The 18,627-nt window shown below is 32.1% G+C and carries 18 protein-coding genes; 11 read left to right on the forward strand and 7 right to left on the reverse strand.

Annotation, left to right across the window (positions count from 1 at the left end):
* Window positions 1-62: 62 nt before the first annotated feature.
* Window positions 63-893: a DNA ligase gene (locus EV697_RS02080; RefSeq protein WP_132022029.1), complete on the reverse strand. Its 831-nt coding sequence runs from the start codon at window positions 891-893 to the stop codon at window positions 63-65.
* Window positions 894-1,147: 254 nt separating this feature from the next.
* Here EV697_RS02080 and EV697_RS02085 point away from each other — a divergent pair, with 254 nt between their 5' ends.
* Entirely contained in the window at window positions 1,148-2,296 is a 1,149-nt protein-coding gene (locus EV697_RS02085; protein WP_132022031.1) for a Fic family protein, read from the forward strand.
* Between the two features lie 79 nt (window positions 2,297-2,375).
* On the opposite strand, the gene EV697_RS02090 is transcribed toward EV697_RS02085, so the two are convergent.
* Entirely contained in the window at window positions 2,376-3,548 is a 1,173-nt protein-coding gene (locus tag EV697_RS02090; protein ID WP_132022033.1) for an FAD-dependent monooxygenase, read from the reverse strand.
* Between the two features lie 159 nt (window positions 3,549-3,707).
* Here EV697_RS02090 and miaB point away from each other — a divergent pair, with 159 nt between their 5' ends.
* Complete coding sequence (gene miaB / locus EV697_RS02095) at window positions 3,708-5,132, forward strand: tRNA (N6-isopentenyl adenosine(37)-C2)-methylthiotransferase MiaB (protein ID WP_132022035.1); 1,425 nt, start codon at window positions 3,708-3,710, stop codon at window positions 5,130-5,132.
* Window positions 5,133-5,218: 86 nt separating this feature from the next.
* Here miaB and EV697_RS02100 read toward each other — a convergent pair whose 3' ends face one another.
* The gene (locus tag EV697_RS02100; RefSeq protein WP_132022037.1) at window positions 5,219-6,748 is read right to left on the reverse strand and encodes a phosphoethanolamine transferase; all 1,530 of its coding nucleotides are present in this window, start codon (window positions 6,746-6,748) and stop codon (window positions 5,219-5,221) included.
* 154 nt (window positions 6,749-6,902) lie between these two features.
* Here EV697_RS02100 and pyrH point away from each other — a divergent pair, with 154 nt between their 5' ends.
* The 5 genes from pyrH (at window position 6,903) to EV697_RS02125 (ending at window position 11,594) form a co-directional block, all read left to right on the forward strand.
* The gene (gene pyrH / locus EV697_RS02105) at window positions 6,903-7,619 is read left to right on the forward strand and encodes a UMP kinase (protein WP_132022039.1); all 717 of its coding nucleotides are present in this window, start codon (window positions 6,903-6,905) and stop codon (window positions 7,617-7,619) included.
* Between the two features lie 63 nt (window positions 7,620-7,682).
* Window positions 7,683-8,240, forward strand: a complete 558-nt coding sequence (gene frr, locus EV697_RS02110; RefSeq protein ID WP_132022041.1) for a ribosome recycling factor — start codon at window positions 7,683-7,685, stop codon at window positions 8,238-8,240.
* Window positions 8,241-8,322: 82 nt separating this feature from the next.
* Window positions 8,323-9,516 (forward strand): 1-deoxy-D-xylulose-5-phosphate reductoisomerase, encoded by a 1,194-nt coding sequence (ispC, locus tag EV697_RS02115; protein WP_132022043.1) that lies wholly within the window; start codon window positions 8,323-8,325, stop codon window positions 9,514-9,516.
* A gap of 65 nt (window positions 9,517-9,581) precedes the next feature.
* Complete coding sequence (locus EV697_RS02120) at window positions 9,582-10,223, forward strand: bifunctional 4-hydroxy-2-oxoglutarate aldolase/2-dehydro-3-deoxy-phosphogluconate aldolase (RefSeq protein WP_132022045.1); 642 nt, start codon at window positions 9,582-9,584, stop codon at window positions 10,221-10,223.
* Window positions 10,224-10,247: 24 nt separating this feature from the next.
* A complete protein-coding gene (locus EV697_RS02125; protein WP_132022047.1) occupies window positions 10,248-11,594 on the forward strand; it encodes a hypothetical protein in 1,347 nt (448 codons plus the stop codon).
* Between the two features lie 138 nt (window positions 11,595-11,732).
* Here EV697_RS02125 and rimI read toward each other — a convergent pair whose 3' ends face one another.
* On the reverse strand, window positions 11,733-12,179 hold the full coding sequence (rimI, locus tag EV697_RS02130) for a ribosomal protein S18-alanine N-acetyltransferase (RefSeq protein WP_132022297.1): 447 nt from the start codon (window positions 12,177-12,179) through the stop codon (window positions 11,733-11,735).
* Window positions 12,180-12,181: 2 nt separating this feature from the next.
* Window positions 12,182-12,592, reverse strand: coding sequence for a DNA polymerase III subunit psi (locus EV697_RS02135; RefSeq protein ID WP_132022049.1), 411 nt, complete (start codon window positions 12,590-12,592; stop codon window positions 12,182-12,184).
* 189 nt (window positions 12,593-12,781) lie between these two features.
* Between EV697_RS02135 and rsmC the strand changes: the two genes are divergently transcribed.
* The 3 genes from rsmC (at window position 12,782) to EV697_RS02150 (ending at window position 16,095) form a co-directional block, all read left to right on the forward strand.
* Entirely contained in the window at window positions 12,782-13,783 is a 1,002-nt protein-coding gene (gene rsmC, locus EV697_RS02140) for a 16S rRNA (guanine(1207)-N(2))-methyltransferase RsmC (RefSeq protein WP_132022051.1), read from the forward strand.
* A 676-nt stretch (window positions 13,784-14,459) separates the two neighbouring features.
* Window positions 14,460-15,062, forward strand: a complete 603-nt coding sequence (locus EV697_RS02145; RefSeq protein ID WP_132022053.1) for a hypothetical protein — start codon at window positions 14,460-14,462, stop codon at window positions 15,060-15,062.
* 43 nt (window positions 15,063-15,105) lie between these two features.
* Window positions 15,106-16,095, forward strand: a complete 990-nt coding sequence (locus EV697_RS02150; RefSeq protein ID WP_165906458.1) for an ATP-binding protein — start codon at window positions 15,106-15,108, stop codon at window positions 16,093-16,095.
* A gap of 15 nt (window positions 16,096-16,110) precedes the next feature.
* Here the strand turns inward: EV697_RS02150 and EV697_RS02155 are convergent, their stop codons facing one another.
* The gene (locus EV697_RS02155) at window positions 16,111-16,767 is read right to left on the reverse strand and encodes a contractile injection system protein, VgrG/Pvc8 family (RefSeq protein ID WP_132022057.1); all 657 of its coding nucleotides are present in this window, start codon (window positions 16,765-16,767) and stop codon (window positions 16,111-16,113) included.
* Between the two features lie 1,143 nt (window positions 16,768-17,910).
* Complete coding sequence (locus tag EV697_RS10050) at window positions 17,911-18,042, reverse strand: nucleoside-diphosphate kinase (protein WP_132022060.1); 132 nt, start codon at window positions 18,040-18,042, stop codon at window positions 17,911-17,913.
* 366 nt (window positions 18,043-18,408) lie between these two features.
* Between EV697_RS10050 and cspE the strand changes: the two genes are divergently transcribed.
* Window positions 18,409-18,618 (forward strand): transcription antiterminator/RNA stability regulator CspE, encoded by a 210-nt coding sequence (cspE, locus tag EV697_RS02165; protein ID WP_132022062.1) that lies wholly within the window; start codon window positions 18,409-18,411, stop codon window positions 18,616-18,618.
* Window positions 18,619-18,627: the final 9 nt, after the last annotated feature.

Genomic DNA, 18,627 nt, shown 5'->3' on the forward strand with positions numbered 1-18,627 from the left:
CATTTTTGTGAGTAAAGTAAGATTCCAATTTATAATAGAGTATGTAGAACTTGTTGATTTTTTTACTTTCTTATCCGCCAATAAGTCGCAAATTTTGGTAAACCATTTTTAGTCAGTCCCCGATATTTGTAGGTAATAACAGAATTGATAGCAGGGGGATTTTCTCTTTCTTGTAAGTCAAATCCTGAGCTGATTTTGAAAATACCACGATGATTTTTACAGCTGACTGCTCCAAGTTTATTTTTAAATTGCCCTTTGCCTTGATGATGAGCGATTACGGTACATTCTTTATCAAGTGCGGTCTTTAATTTTAGAATTTGTGTACTTCGTTGAGGTTCATAGGGGGCTTGAGGATTGCGTAATACAACGCCTTCGCCTTTTTGTTGGGTAATGTCGTTTAGAAATTGTTGTACTTGTTGTTGACTATTGATGGGCGTTTGCTTAATGATTTGAATATAGGGGCTAGGATATTGTTGTAAATAGTTTTTAAGTACATTTAATCGTTCAAAAAGATCACCATCGGCATTAGGCACATCAAATACATAGAGTTTTATGTTATGCCAACCCTTGTCTTGTTGTGAACGAACAATAGATGAAATTTTTTCAAACTGATTACGTTCTGTAAATAATTCCCCATGAATGGTAAAAGGTGGAAAATCCTTTAAAAAATATGCTGGTGGAATAATTTTATTATGATGTCTTGTAAAAAGTTGTTTTCCGTCCCAATAGCCTCGAATGCCATCTAACTTTTCACTCATCACCCAACCTGTTAAATCTTGATTTTGGTAATTTTTTAATAGCATTAATGTAAGTGGATATTCAGCTTTTAATTGTTCTGCTTTAAGCACAGATGTCATTAAAAGACAAAAAATAAGTAATAATTTTATTTTCATAATCAAAATAATATAAAGATAAATAAATGAGTAGTTTGAATGTAGATGAAAATTAGAAAGTAGAGCGAGTGAAAAAATAAATTATTACGACAAAGATCGCAAAACTAAAAATATTCAAGATGATTTTCTTAACCATTCAAGATAATTTTATTTGTTATTCAAGATAATTTTAAAAAGATTTTAAATATAACTATTTGAAAATAATATTTTTTATTTATATAATTCATTATATTTTAATTATGAGATTCAAGATAATGAAACCATCATTTACAGATTTTACGCTGAAACTATTAAATCCAAGTTTTGATTCTGAGTTAATAGACATATTGACGGAGTTAGAGCTACTACGCAATCTTCAGTTAACAGGGAATGTTCATCCTCATATTTTTATACAATTAAAAACTATTTTCCATATGTTAGAAAGTCTAGGATCCGCGAGAATTGAAGGAAATCATACAACTTTAGCCGATTATGTAGAAAATCACCTAGAAAATCAAAGCAGTAATACTGAGCAATTAGATGAAATTAAAAATATTGAAAGAGCAATGAAATATATTGATGAGACATTACAAAAAGGTGATGATATTACTGAGTATTTTATTCGAGAATTACATAGCTTAACTGTTTCTGGACTAAATAAAGAAGGGGACAGAAACCCTGGTACATATAGAAAACACGCTGTTACAATCGCTAAGTCAAATCATTTACCGCCCGATGCAATACATATACCAAGATATATGGAAGAATTAGTATCTTTTATTAACCAAAAAGATAAACCTAAATATGATCTAATGAAAATAGCATTGGTTCATCATCGTTTTGGATGGATTCACCCATTTGGTAATGGTAACGGTAGAACAGTTAGATTACTAACTTATGCTTTACTGATTAAATATGGATTTAATGTTAGAACAGGGGGAAGAGTACTAAATCCTACGGCGGTATTTTGTAGTGATCGTAATCGTTATTATGAAATGCTTTCTATTGCGGATAATGGTGATGATCAGAGTTTAGAGCATTGGTGTACCTATGTTTTAGAAGGCATCTCTAATGAATTGAAAAAAGTGGATAAACTAACCGATCGCCGATTTTTAAATGAATACATATTATTACCTGCCATACAATCCTCTTTAAAACGCTATCTTATTACTGATGAAGAGGCTAAAATACTTAAATTAGCAATAGAACAAGGTGAATTTAAAGCTGGTGATTTACAGATATTATTTCCAGAAAAAACAAGCAATCAAAGAACATATCAAATAAAAAAACTGGTGGATAGTAAATTTATTAGCCCTTTAGAAAAAAATTCTAGGATTTATATCCCTAATTTTGGACATTCTTATTTAATAAGGGGGGTAATCGAAGCATTAAGAGATAATGGATTTATTGGTGGATTAGATTAGAAAGATAATTATTTTTTAGGTTTATAGAAATAAGGTAGTTAATCATAACTACCTTTTCTCTTATTTTAAAAGTAAAATTCTATAACCCTAAGGCATATTTCAATGCTTGTTTTTTGATTGGGGTGATTTTATCTGCGGTAAACAATGCCATATTGCGTGCTAATTTAAGTGGTAAAATATCCTCTTTAAAGGCTTTATAAAAAACGTCCATTCCTGATTGCATAATTAAGTTATCTGGCTTGCGTTTACGTTGATATTTGGCGAGTACATTATCAGAAGAAAAATCTTCGCCTTTTTTGACCGCACTTTCAATAACTTCAAGTAATGCTTTCACATCTTTGAAACCTAGATTAACGCCTTGTCCTGCTAATGGGTTAATGGTGTGGGCGGAATCGCCTACTAGTACAATGCCTTGTTTAAAATAATCTTGAGCGTGGCGGCGGATAAGTTCAAAGCTATTGGCATTTTGTACTTTTACTTTTCCAAGTCGTTTTGGGAAAGCTTGATGAATTTCTTCGGCTAATTTTTCTTTGGAAAGTTGTTTTAATGCTCGTATGCGTTTAGGTTCATCATACCAAACTAAACAGGCTTGATTGCCAAGTAAAGGCAAGAAAGCACGTGGCCCTGTTGGATAAAATTGTTGCCAAGTAATATCTTGTTGTGGCAGTTCAGTATCGACTACGATTAACATACAATCTTGTCGATATTGCCAGCCAGTTAAACCAATACCTGCCGTTTGTCGAAGTTGTGAATTAGCACCGTCAGCAGCAATCACTAAAGGGGCTTGATAGGCTTGACCATTTGATAAAAATATTTGCCAATTTTGACCGCACTTTTGGATCTTTTCAATTTGACAACCTGTGCTAGTTTGCACATTGGCTTTATCGGCAAAGCTTTGCCATAAACCTAATTGAATGAGATTATTTTCTACCATAAACCCCAGTTCAGAAAGCTTTAATTCTTGACTATGAAATGCGGTAGAAAAACCGTCAATTTCCCAAGTTTCTAACGCTCGGTAAGGACAAACTCGCATTTTTTCAATATGTTGCCACGCATTCAGTTGCTTCAATAAATTAACCGAAGCCACACTAATAGCAGAAATACGTAAATCATAAGGTGCATTGGGATCAAACTGTGGTACTTCATTGCGTTCAATTAATTGTACTTCTAATCCTTGTTGTGCGAGTCCTGCGACACAGGCTGCACCAACCATACCACCACCGACAACGATAATCTCTTTTTGTATTGGCATACTTGCTCCTTTTGCTTTACCTTATCTTAGGTATTTTACGCTGAAATTTCATAAAATCGAAAATAAATTTTTATTTTAACTAGCGACAATATCCACAAGATTGTAGAATAGCTGATTAATTTTAAAGAAACCTTAATTTACTGTGAATGAATAATAAATATGACGCAAAAATTACATATTAAAACGTGGGGCTGTCAAATGAATGAGTATGACAGCTCAAAAATGGCAGACTTATTACTCAGTACCCACGGATTAGAATTAACGGATAATGCTGAAGAAGCGGACGTTTTATTACTGAATACTTGCTCTATTCGAGAAAAAGCACAAGAAAAAGTGTTTCATCAATTAGGGCGTTGGAAAGATTTAAAGAAAGATAAACCAAATTTAGTAATTGGTGTCGGTGGTTGCGTGGCGTCGCAAGAAGGGGCACACATTCGTTCTCGAGCACCTTATGTAGATATTATTTTTGGACCACAAACCTTACACCGTTTACCTGAAATGATTAATCAAATTCGTGGTGGTAAAAGTTCTGTGGTGGATGTCAGTTTCCCAGAAATTGAGAAATTTGATCGTTTACCTGAACCAAAAGCAGAAGGTCCAACCGCCTTTGTTTCGATTATGGAAGGTTGTAATAAATATTGTTCTTTCTGTGTCGTGCCTTATACACGTGGCGAAGAAGTGAGCCGTCCAGTAGATGATATTTTATTTGAAATAGCACAATTAGCGGAACAAGGCGTGCGTGAGGTTAATTTATTGGGACAAAACGTTAATGCTTATCGTGGACCAACCTTTGATGGTGGTATTTGTTCATTTGCTGAGTTATTACGTTTAGTGGCGTCTATTGATGGTATTGATCGTTTACGCTTTACTACCAGCCACCCAATAGAATTTACCGATGATATTATTGAAGTTTATGCGGATACGCCAGAATTAGTGAGTTTCTTGCATTTACCAGTTCAAAGTGGCTCTGATCGTATTCTTAATTTAATGAAACGTGGGCATACAGCACTTGAATATAAATCCATTATTCGTAAGTTAAGAAAAGTCCGTCCAAATATTCAAATCAGTTCTGATTTTATTATTGGTTTTCCGGGTGAAACAGCTCAAGATTTTGAAGATACAATGAATCTAATTGCTCAAGTCAATTTTGATATGAGTTTTAGTTTTATTTATTCGGCTCGTCCGGGTACACCAGCTGCTGATATGCCTGATGATGTTTCTGAAGAAGAGAAAAAACAACGTCTTTATTTATTACAGCAACGTATTAATAATCAAGCGGCTCAATTTAGTCGTGCGATGTTGGGCACAGAACAACGTGTGTTGGTGGAAGGTCCATCTAAAAAAGATATTATGGAATTAACGGGACGTACCGAAACTAGTCGTATTGTGAATTTTGTGGGTACACCAGATATGATCGGTAAATTTGTAGATATTAAGATTACTGATGTATTTACTAATTCATTGCGTGGCGATGTGGTGCGAACAGAAGATGAAATGGGCTTGCGTATTGTGCAATCACCACAGGCAGTGATTAGCCGTACTCGTAAAGAAGATGAGTTGGGTGTAGGACGCTATCAAGGCTAAGCCACTTAATTTTATCTATAAAAATAGCTACTGATGAGTTTTCAAAAGTAGCTATTTTTTTGTTTCTAAAAAATACTTGAGGAGTATTATGGTTTAGAAATATCAATCGCAGGATCTGTAGGGTGTTTATATTTCTGAATTTTTTCTTTTAATCCATAATCACTTGGATCATCAATACCATTAAATAAATCAAATGAGTTATCTACTTTTGGATTACGAATACCTATCCAGTTTGCAATAGCGTTAGTAAAGTTTAAGCCTGATTTAAAACTGGTTAAGGTTTTATGTTCTGTATCATCGCTCGATATTTTTAATAAAGGAATATTGTGATGGAATTTGCTTGCGTAATTATTCCCTAAGAACATTTCGCCATTGGTATCGCTATGTGCGACACCGTGATCTGAAAAATAGATCATTGAAAAAGTGCGGTGGTTTTTTTCGGCATTTTTCTGTAAGGTTTCATAAACTTGTTTTAATAACTCATCTGTTTTTTTAATTGAACTAATGTAACAGTTGATATAACGATATTTTTTATCCAGTTTTTCTTGTTCATAAATTAATGGATAATCCTCAACTCTATCGCAAGCTAAAGGGTGTGAACCATAGAGGTGTAACACGATAAAGCGTTTAGTTTCTGTCGGTGTTTGTAATACTTCATCAAATTTAGGAATTAATTTAAAATCACTAATATTTTCATCAAATGAGCTACCTTTTTTAAAGAAATAAGTCATATCACTTTTACTTGCAATAGAAGAAATAGGGGTATCAAATTCCCCTAGTTGTCCTTGCATAGATAGCCAGTAGGTTTTAATTCCAGCGGATTTTATTAAATCAATTAAGGTTAGCTCATAATGAGGTTCCCAAGTTTGAGTATTAGGTTGTGTTAGCATTAAGCGTAATGAGGCAATAGTATTAGTTCCGCCAGAGGTTAACCCATTGACGACAGTACCATTTACGCTGTTCATAAAAGGTGTATCATTAACAGGATAGCCATAAGCATTAAGATAATCTCGTCTTGCACTCTCGCCAATAATTAAAACATAATCATCATATTTAGTGTTTTCTAAAGTAGATTGTCCCCATTGACTCGGAATTTGGAAATTATTTAGGCGTTCAAGTTCTTTTTTTACTTTCATCGTTTCTGTGTAGCCTTCGCTAATGAGTTTTAAAGGACTAACCGATAACGCAAGGGTTAATAATCCAAATGCCACAAGGGTTTTATTTTTATGTAAATAAATATGGAATTGTTGGGTTATATAGCGGAAGACAAATAACAGCAGTATTTGAACGATTGCGGTTAAATATCTTGATATTGGTATTTGTTGTAAAAACTCTTTACTTTCGGAAAAGGTAGTAGCAAAGACGGAAGCAATATAAGAATAAGTTGGCGAACTAAAAGATAAGCCAATAGGGGTATATAAAGCGTGTATTAAAATAATTGGAAGTAAAATAAAATAGAATAGTTTTTTTGAGGCATTTAAGGCAATAATAATAATTGAAAAAGCAATAATTGTAATAATACTTGGCTCATCAAAAAAACCAGAACCTTGTAAGCTTAATTTGCTAATAAAATACAAGCAAATAACGCTTAATATTAAAGCAAAATATTTTTTCATATTAATCTGATAACAGGTGTGATTAAAAGTGCGGTTAATTTTATAGTAATTTATTTTTTTATTCTATTGCTATTTTACATTAGCTATTTTCATATAACGATGCTTGCTCTATAATAGTAAAAATTTATATCTAGATCTTTCAAGAGGTAAAAAAATGAGCAAGCCAATTTATAAACGTATTCTACTTAAACTAAGCGGTGAGGCTTTACAAGGCAATGATGGATTCGGTATTGATCCATCAATTTTAGATAGAATGGCAATTGAAATTAAAGAATTAATTGCAATGGGTGTTGAAGTTGGTGTTGTTTTAGGTGGCGGTAATTTATTCCGTGGTGCTAAATTGGCAAAAGCTGGAATGAATCGTGTGGTTGGCGACCATATGGGAATGTTAGCAACCGTAATGAATGGTTTAGCAATGCGTGATGCGTTACATCGTGCTGATGTGAATGCGAAATTAATGTCAGCATTCCAGTTAAATGGTATTTGTGATACTTACAACTGGTCTGAAGCCATTAAAATGTTGCGTGAAAAACGTGTTGTTATTTTCTCCGCAGGAACAGGCAGCCCATTTTTTACCACCGATTCAGCAGCTTGTTTGCGTGGTATCGAAATTGAAGCTGATGCGGTACTGAAAGCGACAAAAGTAGATGGTGTTTACGATTGCGATCCAGCGACTAATCCAAATGCAGTATTGTACAATCAATTATCTTATGCTGATGTAATTGAAAAAGAATTGCAAGTAATGGATCTAGCGGCATTTACCCTTGCAAGAGATCACGGTTTGCCTATTCGTGTATTTAATATGGGGAAACCAGGTGCATTACGTAAAGTCGTACTAGGTAATGATGAAGGGACTTTAATTTGTGGTTAAGTAAATAAAATTAAGCCATAAATTTTTTATTATTTTATTATTTTTTATTAAAAAGGAATTATTGTGATTAACGAAATTAAAAAAGATGCGCAATCGCGTATGGAAAAAAGTGTTGAAGCATTTAGAGATCATATTAGTAAAATTCGTACAGGACGTGCTCAACCGAGTTTATTAGATGCAATCCAAGTGGAATATTACGGCTCACCAACACCATTACGCCAGTTAGCTAACGTGGTAGCAGAAGATGCACGCACTTTAGCGGTAACCGTGTTTGATCGTAGCTTAATTGGTGCCGTAGAAAAAGCAATTTTAACTTCTGATTTAGGATTAAACCCTTCTTCTGCTGGTACAACGATTCGTGTTCCATTACCACCATTAACAGAAGAACGTCGTCGTGATTTAATAAAAATCGTAAAAGCAGAAGCTGAACAAGGTAAAGTGTCAGTACGTAACGTACGCCGTGATGCTAATGATCAAATCAAAGCATTATTAAAAGATAAAGAAATCAGCGAAGATGAAGAACGTAAAGCACAAGACGAAATTCAAAAAATTACAGATGTTTTTATTAAGAAAGTCGATGAAGTGTTCGCCGATAAAGAAAAAGAACTATTAGATTTCTAAAGAGAAATTTTATAGAGCTATTTAAATATATTAGGACGCTTAGTTGGCGTCCTTTTTTGTATTACATACAGGTTAGATATTAATGAGAAAGCAACAAAACATCGTAATTCTAGGATCAACAGGATCGATAGGGAAAAGTACCCTTTCTGTGATTGAACATAATCCAGAGCAATATAAGGCTTTTGCTTTGGTGGGGGGACGTAATGTTGATTTAATGGTGCAACAATGCGTTAAATTTACACCGTACTTTGCGGCATTAGACGATGAAAGTGCAGCTAAAAAATTAGCAGAAAAATTGACCGCACTTGGTAGTAAAACGATGGTATTAAGTGGGCAGAAAGCCATTTGTGAGCTAGCGGCACATTCGGAGGCCGATCAGGTTATGGCGGCGATTGTTGGGGCGGCAGGGCTGTTACCGACACTTTCCGCGGTGAAAGCTCAAAAACGAGTACTACTTGCCAATAAAGAGTCTTTAGTCACTTGTGGGCAGTTGTTTATTGATGAAGTGCGAAAAAATAAAGCACAATTATTGCCAGTTGATAGTGAACATAATGCGATTTTTCAATCGTTACCGCCAAAGACACAACAACAAATTGGTTTTTGTGATTTACAAGAATTAGGGATTAGTAAAATTGTGCTAACAGGATCGGGCGGACCTTTCCGTTATACGGATTTATCTGAATTTCCTAATATTACCCCAGAGCAAGCGGTAGCCCACCCTAATTGGTCAATGGGTAAAAAAATCTCAGTAGATTCCGCTACGATGATGAATAAAGGATTGGAATACATTGAGGCTCGCTGGTTGTTTAATGCTAGTGCTGATGAAATGGAAGTGATTATTCATCCACAATCTATTATTCATTCGATGGTGCGTTATGTTGATGGTAGTGTGATTGCACAAATGGGTAATCCTGATATGCGAACGCCGATTGCGGAAACAATGGCATACCCAATGCGTACCTTTGCTGGTGTTGCCCCCTTAGATTTTTATCAGCTTAATGGTTTAACTTTTTTAAAACCTGATTATCAGCGTTATCCTTGTTTAAAATTAGCCATAGATGCCTTTGCAGAAGGGCAATATGCTACTACGGCAATGAATGCGGCAAATGAAATTGTGGTGGAGGCGTTTTTAAATGAGCAAATTAAGTTTACGGATATTGCAAAAATCAATGGCAAGGTCGTGGAAAAAATCACCCCACAAAAAATTAGTTGTATTGATGATGTACTGGACGTAGATAAACAAGCAAGAATTTTAGCAAAAAATTTATTGGCTTAAATTCATCAATTAAATTTTTGCTATCAGTTTGTGTTTTGGTTAATTAAAACATATAAGGAAAAAATATGATTTCTCGCACTGAACAAATTGTTGAAAAATTACGTCAATTAAAAGTCGTTCCAGTTATTGCACTAGATAATGCTGAGGCGATTTTGCCCTTAGCTGAAACCCTAGAGGATAATGGGTTACCTGTGGTGGAAATCACTTTTCGTTCTAGTGCTGCGGAACAAGCCATTCGTTTATTGCGAGAAAAACAACCTGATATTTTAATTGCCGCAGGAACTGTTTTGACAACGGAACAAGTGGTACAAGCTAAAAATGCGGGGGCAGATTTTGTGGTAACGCCGGGATTTAACCCTAAAATTGTACAACTTTGCCAAGATCTTGATTTACCTATCACTCCGGGGATCAATAACCCAATGTCTATTGAAGCTGCATTAGAAATAGGGATCACTGCGGTGAAATTTTTCCCAGCCGAAGCCAGTGGTGGAGTCAAAATGATCAAAGCCTTACTAGGCCCTTATCCGCAACTAGAAATAATGCCAACAGGTGGTATTAATATTCATAATATCAAAGATTATCTTGCTATCCCAAACGTCATCGCCTGTGGTGGATCTTGGTTTGTAGAAAAATCATTAATTAATAATAAAAATTGGGTAGAGATAGGGCGATTGACAAGAGAAGTAGTGGATTTAGTAAATCAATAATTTTTGAAATTGAGCGATTAAATTATGAATGAAGAAAAGCTAAAAAAATATGATCAGATTAATAGCTATCTAAATGAAATGATTGATTGTTTGGAGTTATTGAATCCACAAAAAACTTTTAATGAAAAAAAAGCAAAAAAACATTCAGAAAAAATAAATAATTTCTTATCAAGGGAATTAAATTACAAAAAATCCCTTCAAACAATCTTAATTAATAATAAAGGATATTCGGATGATGAAATTACAAAGAATATAGAAAAAAATTTAAAAAGGGAAAAAAATGATGAATTTACTTCTGATATTCTTGAAGTATGTATTCATCGAGCAAAAGAAATAGAAAATGAATTGATAAAATATGAACTTTTAGTTGAATTCAATAGAGTTTTTAATAAGAGTTATCTATTCAGTGATTATAATAATACATTAAAAAAGTTAATAAACTTATCCAATAATATTTATGATAAATCTAATAATATTCGTTTGGATTTTAATATTATTTCTTTAATAAAAGGCTATAAAAAAATTATTCATGCTATATTTTGGGCTTTTATAATTATTTTTGGTGTATTACTTACTGGCTATTTAGAGAGATATAATTCATTTAGTTTATTATTAGATCTTAATGTAAGTAATATATTATTTTATTTTGGGTTGTTAGTCCTATTTATTTTTTGGTTTATGTTTTTTTCTTTAGCTATTTTATTTATGATTAAATTTTATAGCTTAAAGTTAGGAAAGAAATTTTGTGAAAATAGCACAAATTACAAAATAAATAATGTTATAACTATTAGTTTATTTTTATTGATATCTGTTATAGCTATATTTTTAAACATCTATCTTACATTATCTATCTTGGATAATTATATTCCAATAATAATGTATGTAATGTTTATTTTGGCATTCTTATCTATTTTCATTTTCTCAGATAAATTTTATGAAAAAAATAGTTTCTATTATTTTATTTCTATTATAACTATTTTTTATACGGGGATTTTATCTTTCTTTGTTCCTAATTGCTTGTTTATAATTTTGAATGGTAATAAATCTGATTATGAATGGTTGGAAAATATTCAAATGGAGTTTATAGGAATGCGAGATAAGCAAGATTATATTTATTGGGTAAATAAGGATTATCTTAATATGTCGAGTGTAGATTCCGATCATATTACTTTTGAAAACGCTTGCTATCTTGAAATTGAATCAGTAAACACTAATTTAAAGGAGCAAAAAGTAGATAGAGCCAATTCAACTTTCAAGCAAGTAAATGGTAAAATTCTTTTTAGAACTAACAATAAAGTTATTTTTCTACCAAGTTATAATCAAGAGACAGACATATTAATTATTGATAGTAAAGATATTTACCGTCAGTAGTTATACCAATTAAACGAATGGATATCCAAAAGCAAAACTTTGAAATATAAATCCCCTAACCATTCAAACTGTTTAGGGGATTTCTTTTCTATCTATAATAAAAACAACCTAAACCCCCACCGCACTTTTTGCTATTAATTACAAATACAACGCCATTACTACCGCATTTTCTCGTTTTCCATCGGGAGTGGGGTAGTAGTTTTTGCGAATATCCACTTCGTTAAAACCTAACTTATCATAAAGTTTTTTGGCTGAGTGATTTGATTCTCTGACTTCTAACCATAGGGTTGCGATATTTTTTTTTCGTAGTTGTTCTATTAGCTTTTCTAATAATTGTTGTCCCAATTTTTTTCCTTGAAATTTGGGATCTATGGCGATGTTAAATAAAGTCGCTTCATCTAAGACGGTTTGGCAAATCGCAAAGCCGATTATGGTTTCATTCTCATCGGTAATTTTTAAATTAAGATAGCGATCCCCTTGATTATTTTTTAATGTTCCCATTGACCAAGGGACTAAATGGGCTTGTTGTTCAATTTGAAAGAGTTGTTCAAAATCTTGTTCTGTAGTAGGTGAGATAGTCATCATCGTTATTTTTGTGTTTGAATTTGTTGCCAAAATTGACGTTTTACCTGTGGACTTTGTTTTAGGTTTTCTAAATTCGGGCTATACCAAATCGCATTGGCTTGTTGACAATAGGGCAAAGTGCGGTCAATTTTTTGTTGATTTTCTGTAAGTAGCCAATAATTGACGGAATGTTGTACATTCAGGTGTGGTGCAAAATCAAAGGTTGTGATTAAACAATCATTATTTGAGAGATTAATACTACGCAAGATATCTGTCAATAATGGCTGTGTTTTATCTAATTCTGTACTGGCAATAATAATTAATTGAATATGTTGAGAAATCGGCAAGTTTATCGCCCCTTTTAATACTTCAGGGCGACGAAGTTGCCATTGGGTGATCCCCATTTCATTGAGTAGCAAATCTCGTCTATTCATTATGATTTTGTCTATGTTTATTGTTATTCAATTAATGGCGATATTGTAAAGCCTAAACGCTTGATGAGCAAATGATTGCATTTGATTTTTAGCGGTAACAAAAGTAGAATGGCTTTTCATTTCCTCAGGAACACTTTGTTATTAAAGGGTTTCTTTTAGTTTATAACGTATTTATATAGGATCAATATTGTGATTTCCCTTGAAAGCGAAGTTTTAGAACGACACCTTGAGATTTTTCATCATAAATCTATTTTATTTGCAGGGGGAATTAATGATGATTTTCCGAAAAAAATTCAGAAAATTTCCACCGCAGTTTCGGTTTGGTCTTGGTATTTTGATTATGTAAAACGTGTCACCTCAAGTGTTGAAGTGGATTTTTCGGCGATTTGTACAAAAAAAGCGGATATGCTGGTTTACTATTGGACGAAGAACAAACAAGAAGTGAATTTCCAGTTAATGCAATTATTGGCAAATGCCGATGAGAGTCAAGAGATGTTGATTATCGGCGAAAATCGTAGTGGTGTGCGTTCCGTTGAGAAATTACTCGCACCTTATGGGGACATCGCTAAAATTGATAGTGCAAGACGTTGTGGCTTATATCATTTTTCTTTAAAAAAACGACCGCACTTTAATCAAGATAAATTTTGGCATAATTATACTTTTTCTAAATTGGATAATTTAACCCTTTGGGGATTACCAGGGGCATTTAGTGCCAATGAGCTTGATGTGGGGACAGATTTGTTACTTTCCACCGTTGATAAACATATTCGTGGCGATGTATTAGATTTAGGTTGTGGAGTAGGGGTTATTGGTAGCTATATTCAAAAATTAAACCCAAGAGCCAATGTTACGATGACGGATATTCATTGTATGGCATTGGAATCAGCGAAAAAAACGCTAGCAGAAAATCAGTTATCCGCTAAGGTTCTCGCAAGTGATGTGTTTTCTGATGTAGAAGGGAAATTTGATTTACTTATTTCTAATCCGCCTTTCCATTCAGGCGTTGATACGGATTATCGTGCAGTTAATGAATTGATTCAGCAAGCAAAATGGTATTTAAAAGACGGTGGCGAATTGCGTATCGTGGCGAATGCTTTTTTACCTTACCCTGATTTATTGGATACCCATTTTGGTAGCCACGAAGTACTAGCTAAAACAAATAAATTTAAAGTCTATTCTGTAAGAAGTTAGGATTTGGTTTATCAATTTATTAAGTGCAGAAATTTTTCAAAAAATGATTTGTTGTTCCAAAGTTGAACTAAGTAATCTAACTTATTTATTATGCAGATTATTTATATTAAATGGGGGAAGAACAGGGAATAGTCAATAGTTGAATTTTATTGGAAAATAAGGTATAAAATTCAATCATTCAACATAAAATAAGTTCTCTGAATGAAGCTTAAATATGTCAATTTTCAGACTTTTTATAAGAGAAAAGAAAGCAATATGAACATTTAGCAAAATAAAAATTTGGCTATAAAGTTAGCCAAGATCTAAATGTTGATACTGATTATCTAATATATTCAGAATCTAGTGAGCTTTTATTTTCTGATGCAAAAAAACTCAATATTGAATGTTTAAGCGAAGAAATGTTTTTAAGGTTGGTTGTGGTAGTATTAAAAGTTAATAGTTTGTTAAGAGGTAAATGATGATTTTATGGGAAGATGGTTGATGCTTTTGTAAAAAATCCATCTATGATAAAAGAAAAATTTGATTTTGAATGTAAAAAGCTAAAAATGAATTACCTAAAGATTTTTGGAAAAGTTATAGTGTTTTTGCTAATACTGAAGGTAGCTTTATTTTACTAGCTCTTGAAGAATATAATGGTACTTTTGGGGCATCAGGCGTTGATGATACTAGTAAAATAGTGGATGACCTTTTTTCCCAAATTCGTTCTGGACAAAAAATAAGTGTAAACACATTAAAAAATAATGATATAAAAATTTACTCAGAAAAAAATGTTATAGCAGTTTATGTTCGTAAAGCGGATCAAACAGATATTCCAGTGCATATCAATGGCAATATAACTCAAGCCTATGCAAGATTCAATTCAGGGGATCATAAATTAAATAATATAGAGTTAAAAAATCTAATATCTAGCTATAATGATATAAATAAGGATAGTAAAGTTATTAGAAACACAGGCATAAATGAGATTAACAGTACCACACTAGCTAAATATAAACAGTATCTCAAAGTATCATCACCCGCTAGCCAAAATCTTGTACTTAGTGATTTAGACTTTTTAAAAAACATTGGAGCTTACTCAAAAAATTTTAATGATAATTATGAAGGATTAACTTATTCTGGTCTGTTAATGTTTGGTAAATTAGAAACTATTAGAGTTTTTTTACCTAACTATTTTTTATCTTATCAAGTCATAGAAAATGATGAAAGATATAGTGAGCGTATAACAGTTGACGACTTAGATGATGGAAATTTATTTGAGTTTTTTTTAAATATCCTCTAGATTATTTGATTTAGCGAAATCGTCACATTTTAAATTAAATAATTTGACTAGAACGGAAGAAAATCAAATAACTCAGGCTTTAAGAGAAGCATTAGTAAATACTTTAACTCATGCTGATTACTTTAATGATATAAACCATATAGTTATCACAAAAACAGAAAATAAATTGAAATTTGAAAATCCTGGAGTAATGCTAGTAAAAATTGAAGAAGCAATAAATGGAACGAAATCTGTTTGTAGAAATTCTTCTCTACACAATATTTTCAGAAAAATAGGTTTATGTGAACGACAAGGAAAGGGTGTTGAAAGAATCTTTAAAAACTGGAAAAAAGATTTATTAACAGATCCAGTATTAAATAGTATAGATACGACTACAAGTTTAGAATTGACGCTCCAAGATGGAAAGACGATAGATGCAATTAGAATGATGACAAATGAATTTGGGGATAATTATTCTAATTTAAAAATATTACATAAGAATATATTGATTCTAACCGCCATAAATGACGGTTGGTGTAATCATACAGTTTTATCTGAAAATTTAAAGGGTAATTACACAGGAAGAGATATAACTTTAGCTTTACCATATCTTGAGAAAAGAGGCTTTTTAGTCGGTAAAGTAGAGAAGAGAAATAAATATTATCTTTTATCTTTACAAGCTAATTTACAAGCTAAATCACATGAAAATCATAATGAATTACAGCTAGATCTTTTTGATATAAATCTAAATAATAAAAGTAAGTTAACTCAACATTGTGAGAATATCAATCATGAAGAAAATCTAAAATCATTAGTACCTCATCACTTTTTTATATCAAGAAAGAAAAAGCCCCAAATACTTAAAGAGTTGGTATTAAAAATATGTGACAAGCAATTTGTATCAAAAAAAGTATTGGAGAAAGTATTAGGGATATCCGAGCCTGCATTGGGATCACATCTAAGAGTGCTAGTCAAAGATGGATTATTAGAGTTAGCGTATCCACAACAACCTACTCATCAAGATCAGGCATACCGTTCAAAAGATACAGTATAGTAATGAATGAGAAACCTATATAATATTTTTTTCAAATTCAACCGCACTTGTATAGCCATTGTCACTCAGATTATGAGTGACTTTGCTGATTATCCAATCCGTACTATCAATTTCCTTTTTAATCCCCTTTATTGTTGCTGGTAATTCCGGCATAAGTTCAGGATTGCCAAATGCTAATGTCATTGTGAAAGTTGCGACACCTCGTTGCATTTTCTTAAATGTAGCAACGGCACCATTTAATGCACTGGCTTCTGTTTTATAAGTATGACGTAATGATTTAATCTTATTTGCATTAGTTTCGATAGGTTCGCTTTGCACAATAACATTCTGCTTTCTCTTACTCACTTTCCCTGTTTTTGTCGTTTTCGCTTTTTGTTCAATCTTCGTGTTTTCATCTACAACAATTTCACCTTTTTTACCTGTATCCAAATTGTGCCAATACGCTCTAACCGCTGTAAAATTATCCCCTTCAGTCAACGAAAAATTAAAACTATCGCCAATACTTTTCACGATCTCAACTGGCGGTAATGGCTTGCCGGTAGCGGTGGTTGATGTACCTGTTGGCATAAATAATAAATTGCCATTTTTAACTGTAGCTATCGCATCGTTTTCTTGTGCTAGACGACTTAAAAAATTAATATCACTTTCGTTAGTTTGATCTAAATGAGTAATTTTTTCTCTTTAAAATCACTGTAGCAAAGTGACAGAGTTTATTTTATTTCGTAATCCGATTGATGGATTTTCTAAAAGTTGTATTGTGAAATGAATACTTTTTTGTTATTTAATGATCTTTTTAAATGCTCTATTTTTGCTTAAATAGTTATCATATTGAAAGAAGTGGGTGAATTAGATTTGTGTACTAGATTTTTTATAAATTAATGTATTATTTTTTATATTTTGTGATAATTTCATCTTTAGATATTAAAAGTACAGTGATTATTTAGGTATATGAGATATTGAAAGATTAGGCATAAAGGACAAAAAGAATGGTTTTTTATAGACGATCGTAACTAAAGGACGAAAAATGGTCAAAAAAATTGTGTTTTTTGATGATTTTATATTTAGCACCCTAAAATTTCATCAGTTAATTTCTTTTTCTTTTTCAATTCTAATCCATTATGACACCTTAATCTCTGTTTTAAATATCCAAAATTTCCTTTTATTTGATGAGTTTGACATGTTTAAGATAGGATGTTTTGATAATTAAATAGGTAAGGTTGATTGGTTTTTAAATTTCTAAAAGCACTTCTTAAACGCCTATGTATATAATGAGATTTACCTGTTTAGAGCGTTTTTTTGACAGATACCTTTAGATGATTTTAACTTGATGAAATTAACAAAACTGAACGGGATAGATAAGCTTTTAATTAAACCATGTCGTCCATCACAAACTATTCCTTTAATAATAAAAACTTGTAATACTAATCTTCTGATTTCTTTTAAATATAAGTAGTTAAATTCATTTTTAACATAATATTTTAATAGATTTTCATCTGTATTAGTGTCCTTAAACAATATTACACCAAAGCCACGTTTAAATAAGTTGTATCAATAAATAGCTAAACCAAGAATAGCGAGTATTGTAAGAATAATGAGAACAGGAAACAGTAAAGTAAATAGAAAAATAATTTCATATCCAGCTTTTCAAGGCTATTGAGACTCTTAAAAAACCATAAACAGTATTACCCCTAAGCTTTACCCAAACGCCTCTCTAATCGTATTGACTGTCGCTTCTCTGGGATTTTTTCTATTAGAGTGCCACGTTTTTGATTGCATTTTTTCTTTCTAAGACATATATGCCCACTAGAGCTGAAATCATATAATTAACAAGGTCGTTAAAAATTCTCTTTTTTTATGTTCGGTATAAAAGCCTTTGATTTGTTTTTTTGTTAAATGTAGCATGTTAGTCTCTATAATCTGAAGCCCCTTATCTTCTAAACGTAACATGAAATATTTTGTTGATATAAATTATATTTCACTGCATCATATTTTATTATTGATGATTTTTCTATTTTTTAGTAATTATTATTTATTATAAAAAATAAAATAGTAAATTTTATTTAATTAATTAAAGGTAATTTTAGAATTTAATTAAATATGTGTTGCTTTTAATCCTGTTTTATGTTCTAATAACTTCATCGGCTAAGTAGTAGCTTAGATAATTTAGTTATTAAAGACCTTTCTATTTATTTACAAGTTTTGAATTTGTTTTCTTAGATTTTCTAAATATCATCTCTATTTAATGTTCTCGCTTTAGCAGTATCGCTTGGTTACAAGCACAAATTAAAAACTATATGTAATAAAGGAAGTAATATGTCTAAATTAAATGGCTTAGTAAAATGGTTCAATGCAGATAAAGGGTTTGGCTTTATCACTCCATCTGAAGGTGGAAAAGATTTATTTGTTCATTTCTCTGGTATTCTAGGAAACAACTATAAAACTTTAAATGAAGGTGACACCGTTGAATATAATGTACAAGATTCACAACGTGGTCCTGCAGCAATTGATGTTGCTGTTATCTAAATCAAATAA

The organism is Bisgaardia hudsonensis, from assembly GCF_004345785.1.
Classification (GTDB): Bacteria; Pseudomonadota; Gammaproteobacteria; order Enterobacterales; family Pasteurellaceae; genus Bisgaardia; species Bisgaardia hudsonensis.

What these genes read in the sequence shown, in the direction of transcription:
- EV697_RS02080 (WP_132022029.1), bottom strand. Translation starts at nt 893, where the DNA reads ATGAAAATAAAATTATTACTTATTTTTTGTCTTTTAATGACATCTGTG.
- EV697_RS02085 (WP_132022031.1), top strand. Translation starts at nt 1,148, where the DNA reads ATGAAACCATCATTTACAGATTTTACGCTGAAACTATTAAATCCAAGT.
- EV697_RS02090 (WP_132022033.1), bottom strand. Translation starts at nt 3,548, where the DNA reads ATGCCAATACAAAAAGAGATTATCGTTGTCGGTGGTGGTATGGTTGGT.
- miaB (WP_132022035.1), top strand. Translation starts at nt 3,708, where the DNA reads ATGACGCAAAAATTACATATTAAAACGTGGGGCTGTCAAATGAATGAG.
- EV697_RS02100 (WP_132022037.1), bottom strand. Translation starts at nt 6,748, where the DNA reads ATGAAAAAATATTTTGCTTTAATATTAAGCGTTATTTGCTTGTATTTT.
- pyrH (WP_132022039.1), top strand. Translation starts at nt 6,903, where the DNA reads ATGAGCAAGCCAATTTATAAACGTATTCTACTTAAACTAAGCGGTGAG.
- ispC (WP_132022043.1), top strand. Translation starts at nt 8,323, where the DNA reads ATGAGAAAGCAACAAAACATCGTAATTCTAGGATCAACAGGATCGATA.
- EV697_RS02120 (WP_132022045.1), top strand. Translation starts at nt 9,582, where the DNA reads ATGATTTCTCGCACTGAACAAATTGTTGAAAAATTACGTCAATTAAAA.
- EV697_RS02125 (WP_132022047.1), top strand. Translation starts at nt 10,248, where the DNA reads ATGAATGAAGAAAAGCTAAAAAAATATGATCAGATTAATAGCTATCTA.
- rimI (WP_132022297.1), bottom strand. Translation starts at nt 12,179, where the DNA reads ATGATGACTATCTCACCTACTACAGAACAAGATTTTGAACAACTCTTT.
- EV697_RS02135 (WP_132022049.1), bottom strand. Translation starts at nt 12,592, where the DNA reads ATGAATAGACGAGATTTGCTACTCAATGAAATGGGGATCACCCAATGG.
- EV697_RS10050 (WP_132022060.1), bottom strand. Translation starts at nt 18,042, where the DNA reads ATGTTACGTTTAGAAGATAAGGGGCTTCAGATTATAGAGACTAACATG.
- cspE (WP_132022062.1), top strand. Translation starts at nt 18,409, where the DNA reads ATGTCTAAATTAAATGGCTTAGTAAAATGGTTCAATGCAGATAAAGGG.